Source organism: Nostoc flagelliforme FACHB-838 (genome assembly GCF_014698065.1).
GTDB lineage: Bacteria > Cyanobacteriota > Cyanobacteriia > Cyanobacteriales > Nostocaceae > Nostoc > Nostoc flagelliforme_B.
Genome location: NZ_JACJSI010000426.1, coordinates 1 through 4,787 on the forward strand (window position 1 = coordinate 1; position 4,787 = coordinate 4,787).

Below are 4,787 nucleotides of genomic sequence, written 5' to 3' on the forward strand. Positions count from 1 at the left end.
TTCTGGTTGCTTTATATGCTGCCCCATTTTCTCCACCAGTTGTTTGATGCTGGCTGGAGTCTTTTCCCAATCTGAGTCGGAAATTTCAATTCCGTAGGCGAGGCAGTTTTCATCCATGCCTCTTAATCTACCATCTCAGTAACCCATTTTTGACTGTAGCGTTTCTTATCCTGTGAACGGTTACATTGTTTTTGGCCCTAATGCTCGTTTGGAAATAGGTGGTTCGTTTTTAGCAAGTACTGCTAGTAGCCTGAAGTTTAAGGATAACTTAGAGTTTAGTGCTACAGATCCTCAGTCTGCACCTCTACTGAATATTAATGTACCAATAGGTTTACAATTTGGGGTAAACCCTGGTTCTGTCAAAGTTCTGGGTAATGGTGAGGGAACAAGGTCTTTAAGAGATCCAATTATTGATACAACATTTGGATTGCGAGTTTTATCCAATCAAACTTTAGCTTTAATGGGCGGTGATATCAGTTTAGAAGGGGCAACACTCAAGACAGCAGGCGGCAGGATAGAATTAGGCAGTGTAGCACGAGAAAATTTTGTCAGCCTCGCTCGTGTAAGCAAAGGTTTTACCTTCGGCTATGATTCTGTAGAAAATTTTGAGAATATTCAATTATCTAAACAAGTGGCTGTTGATGCTAGTGGTGTAGGTGGTGGTGATATTCAAGTTTGGGGCGAACGCATTACCCTGAGCGATGATTCCCAAATATTGGCTAATACTCTCAGAGCAGAGTCTGGTGGAGTAATGCTTATCAACGCTAAACAGTTATTAGCGCTAAGTGGTAGCTCTCAGGTGTCTTCTATTGTTAACCCTAATGCTTTAGGAAAAGGGGGAGATTTAACAATTAACACTCGTGAACTGCTTATAAAGGATGGAGCATTTGTTAATGCTGATACTTTCGGTGCAGGCAAAGCAGGAAATTTAACCGTTAATGCAGACTCTATAGAAGTTGCTAGTACCTCCGTCGACGGTCACAGTAGTAGCTTATCTAGTCAAGTTAACTTTCGTGCAACAGGGAGCGCTGGAGATTTAACGATTAACACCTTTAGGTGTAGGCAAAGGAGGAAATTTAACCGTTAATGCTCAAAACGTGCAACTGATTGGTATAAGTGTTAATGGTAGTAGGGTTAACAGTACTTTGGCTGCTTCTGCACTGATCGACTCAACAGGGAATGCGGGTAATTTGACTATTAAAGCTAATACCTTACTAGTCAAAGATGGGGCGCAGGTAAGTACTAGCACTTTCGGTGCAGGCAAGGGAGGAAATTTAACCGTTGATGCTCAAAACGTGCAACTCATTGGTGAAAGTACCTTGTCTGCTGACGCACAACCATACTCAACAGGGAATGCGGGTGATTTGACTATTAAAGCTAATACCTTACTAGTCAAAGATGGGGCGCAGGTAAGTACTAGTACATTTAGTGCAAGCAAGGGAGGAAATTTAACCGTTGATGCTCAAAACGTGCAACTGATTGGTGGAAGGGCTGATGGTCAGGGTAGCAGTGGCTTGTTTGCTCGAAGTCGAGGTACTGGGAATGCAGGGTCTATATCGATTACTACAAGGCAATTGATTATACGAGATCAGGCACAAGTAACAGTAAGCGGTACAGATGCAGGTACAGGAACCGCAGGCTCATTAAAAGTTGATGCTAATTCTATTTATCTCAACAATGCTGCCAAAATCACTGCTGATACTACAGGAGGTGGAGGTGATATCTCTTTGCGATCGCCCTTATTGTTACTACGTAATCAAAGTTCTATCACCACTAATGCTAGAGGTAGCGGTATCCCTGGAGGCAACATCAAAATCGATGCCACAGATGGTTTTATCATTGCTGTTCCTAGGGAAGATAGTGATATTAGTGCTAATTCTGCTGACTTTCGTGGCGGAAAAGTCGAAATTAGCGCTCAGGGAATCTTTGGAATTCAGCGTCGGAATACACTGACTCCAGAAAGTGACATTACTGCTACTGGAGCAAGCCCTGAGTTCAGTGGCTCTGTAGAACTCAACACACCCGGCGTTGACCCCAACAGTGGCTTAGTTGAGTTACCCACAATAGGTGTCGAAACTGAAGTAGCTCAAGTCTGCGATAGTCCAGGTTATGCTCAAAGCAGCTTTATTATCACCGGACGCGGCGGTTTACCTCCCAATCCCACTAAGGATATTTTACCCGCCAATACAGTGGAAGTAGGTTGGATATCGCCCAAGCCTAGCAACGATGCCAACTCTGGGAGACGCTACGCGAACGACGGCTTACGCCTACGCAGCAATCCGCCTGTTACTAGGGCATCAACAACAATGCCAGAACGTATTGTAGAAGCAAGTGGATGGGCACTAAACGAAAAGGGAGAAGTAGTACTTACAGCTAATGTAACTGCTGGGGGTCGTGGTTCCTGGCACAAAGGTGTACCTTGCAGCGTTTCTCAGGCAGCTCATCAGTAAATGCGCGTCAAAATTCGTTAAACGCTGAATAATGGAGGAATATGTCTTGTAATAATTGTGCATATCAAAGCCAATTGCCTACTAGAACATAAGGTGTCCAGAAATAAGGGCTTTTTTCTTTAGCAAATACAGTTAATTGAGCGCGTTGAACTTGCCCAACCAAGCCTTTCCGGTTTTTTAGTGGCAAAGAACGAGGAATGCAGTGTTGAGGCGAAAGACTGTCATGAAGATAGTTGTTCCGTCGCGTCCGTCGCTAAAAATGAAAAATCTTTAAGTTCAGCGATCGTTAATCAACCGTGCGGGCAGGTAGAACAAGGTTATTCTGCTACGTTGTTGGCTGAAAATTCAGTTTCGGGTGTAGAAGTCAAAGCAAATCATGAGGGTGAAAGTTCCGCCGTATCTGTGCCAAATGCTAAAAAATGGTCGCATGAGGCGATAGTTGCGAGGTCAAATATGCGACCGGGGCGTATGCAGAAACTCAAACTTGCGGCGAATTCGGTGCAGAATCCGGGGTTCGAGTACTTGCTCTCGTGGTGGAATGACGATCCAGCTGTGCAAATTGTGATCAAAAACTGCTGGTGAAGTTTCCGCAATGGGAGATTACGATTGTGGATGGGGTATTGGTGGATTGCTCCCGGTAAAAATCACACTGTCTCAGAATAGCGTGTAGCTAAAGCGATTGCTGCTTGACGGTGCTTATCTACTAATGCAGAAGGTGAAATCATTTGACCTTTATCCATGTGACGATAAGCCCATAAACTAAATTCATCTTAAATTCCCACTTGCTGGGGATATTAATTAAATGGAAACCTGGTAGCGTATGAAGACGACGGGTTAAAAATTGGCATTCCCACTTGCTGGGGATATCAATTGAATCGAAACTCGCCTTGACCTTGTGGTGGTTGACTTGCTTGCTGGATGCATTCCCACTCGCTGGGGACATTAATTGAATCGAAACTTCAAATCTCTCATTCCTGTATGAAATCAGAAGATGTTTTGCAGATTGTGACCTGGTTAGAGCGGGCAGAGATTCGTGTATGGTTAGATGGTGGTTGGGGTGTCGATGCGCTGTTAACTCAACAAACACGATCGCACAGTGATCTCGACCTCGTAGTTAGGTTGGAGGATGCTAGTCAGATTGAACAGACCCTCGCTATCTATCAGTTCGCTATTATACTGAATGAGTTACCGACGCGGTTTGTGATGAAAGATGCTAAATTTCGTAGCGTTGACTTTCACACTGTCCAACACGATAGTAGCGGACAGTTGATTCAAGTCCTACAAGACGGCACGCCTTTTCATTATCCACAGGATAGTTTAGCTGGACAGGGTATGATCGACGGCAATGTGATTTCTTGCATCACACCTGAAGCACAGATGCTATGTCACACAGGATACAAGCCCCAAGCAAAAGACATTCATGACGTTCGACTATTGCGCCAATACTTTAATCTTCCACTTCCAGAAGAGTATGTTGGATTCCCACTCGCTGGGGATATTAATTGAATCGAAACTGCAAGCCTTTGTTACTTTCAATTGCCGATTGAATATCTTCTAATTCCCACTCGCTGAGGATATTAATTGAGTGGAAACTGAATTGATGGCTTCCATTTAAACCCTTCAATATCAAAAAATTCCTACTTGCTGGGGATACTAATTGAAGAATACTGCCAGCGTGAATTATACCCCTGGGGCGGATACCGACGAATTAACCACCTGCTAGGAGCCAAAAAGGTCATAGACGCAGTTGGCGAGTTGGGCGGACACATCAAAAATGAGCGTCAGGCTCGTCCGTTACTCCGCTTAGTCAAGGAACCAGAAAAGCTTAAAGCTGCTGTAACGCTCGCTCTGAAAGATAACCCTGACCCAAGTGTTTCAGACTTTGCGGCTGCCGCCCAAAAAGTGGTTCCTCAACTTCCACGCAAAAAGCAATCTATTCAGGAACCAATGGTTCCCAAAATTGAAGAACCAGTGGTTCCTCAATTTGCTAAAGTCACGGTTTCACAACAGTCCCATCCCAGATATGGAGAAGAGGGAACCATTGAGGCAGATGCACCGAATCGCTGGCAACAGATTGTCACTTTTGCTGATGGTGAGAGGTTGTTGATCAACAATGCTGATTTGGATGCTGCTAGTGCAATACGGTTCAGTTAAGGCTCAAAAGCTTATGAGTGACGTTAAATTTCGGAGCTTCGACTCGTTGTCCAGTACCTCTGTGTTTTGTTTTTTTAGAACGAAACTTTGATACAGGTCTTTTTACAACCCTGGGATTAGTACGGTGAACGCGTTCGGGTAACAACGTATCTAGGATTTCTACAATTAACCAATTGAAAAAAA

General features: G+C 44.1%; 6 protein-coding genes. 5 read left to right on the forward strand and 1 reads right to left on the reverse strand.

All coding sequences use genetic code 11. The features are described from left to right. The first annotated feature begins 172 nt into the window (after positions 1–172). The 5 genes from H6G97_RS45570 to H6G97_RS45590 all read left to right on the forward strand — a co-directional run bounded on the left by H6G97_RS45570 (position 173) and on the right by H6G97_RS45590 (position 4,604). Positions 173–1,087, forward strand: coding sequence for an S-layer family protein (locus tag H6G97_RS45570; RefSeq protein ID WP_190947019.1), 915 nt, complete (start codon positions 173–175; stop codon positions 1,085–1,087). Positions 1,088–1,097: 10 nt separating this feature from the next. Then, entirely contained in the window at positions 1,098–2,450 is a 1,353-nt protein-coding gene (locus tag H6G97_RS45575) for an S-layer family protein (RefSeq protein ID WP_190947020.1), read from the forward strand. A 180-nt stretch (positions 2,451–2,630) separates the two neighbouring features. After that, positions 2,631–3,032 carry a hypothetical protein gene (locus H6G97_RS54185; RefSeq protein ID WP_242056067.1) on the forward strand — a complete coding sequence of 134 codons (402 nt, stop codon included), beginning with the start codon at positions 2,631–2,633 and terminating at the stop codon, positions 3,030–3,032. A gap of 396 nt (positions 3,033–3,428) precedes the next feature. Next, a complete protein-coding gene (locus H6G97_RS45585) occupies positions 3,429–3,956 on the forward strand; it encodes a nucleotidyltransferase domain-containing protein (protein ID WP_190947021.1) in 528 nt (175 codons plus the stop codon). Between the two features lie 135 nt (positions 3,957–4,091). Continuing rightward, a complete protein-coding gene (locus H6G97_RS45590; protein WP_242056068.1) occupies positions 4,092–4,604 on the forward strand; it encodes a hypothetical protein in 513 nt (170 codons plus the stop codon). Here H6G97_RS45590 and H6G97_RS52030 read toward each other — a convergent pair. Continuing rightward, positions 4,597–4,787 (reverse strand): hypothetical protein (locus H6G97_RS52030; protein ID WP_206759138.1); only part of this gene is annotated, 191 nt, incomplete at its 5' end. The two genes, H6G97_RS45590 and H6G97_RS52030, sit on opposite strands and share 8 nt — an antisense overlap.

Bases quoted from the DNA above. Each gene is read 5' to 3' on its own strand.
- H6G97_RS45585 (WP_190947021.1), top strand. From the start codon at position 3,429: ATGAAATCAGAAGATGTTTTGCAGATTGTGACCTGGTTAGAGCGGGCA.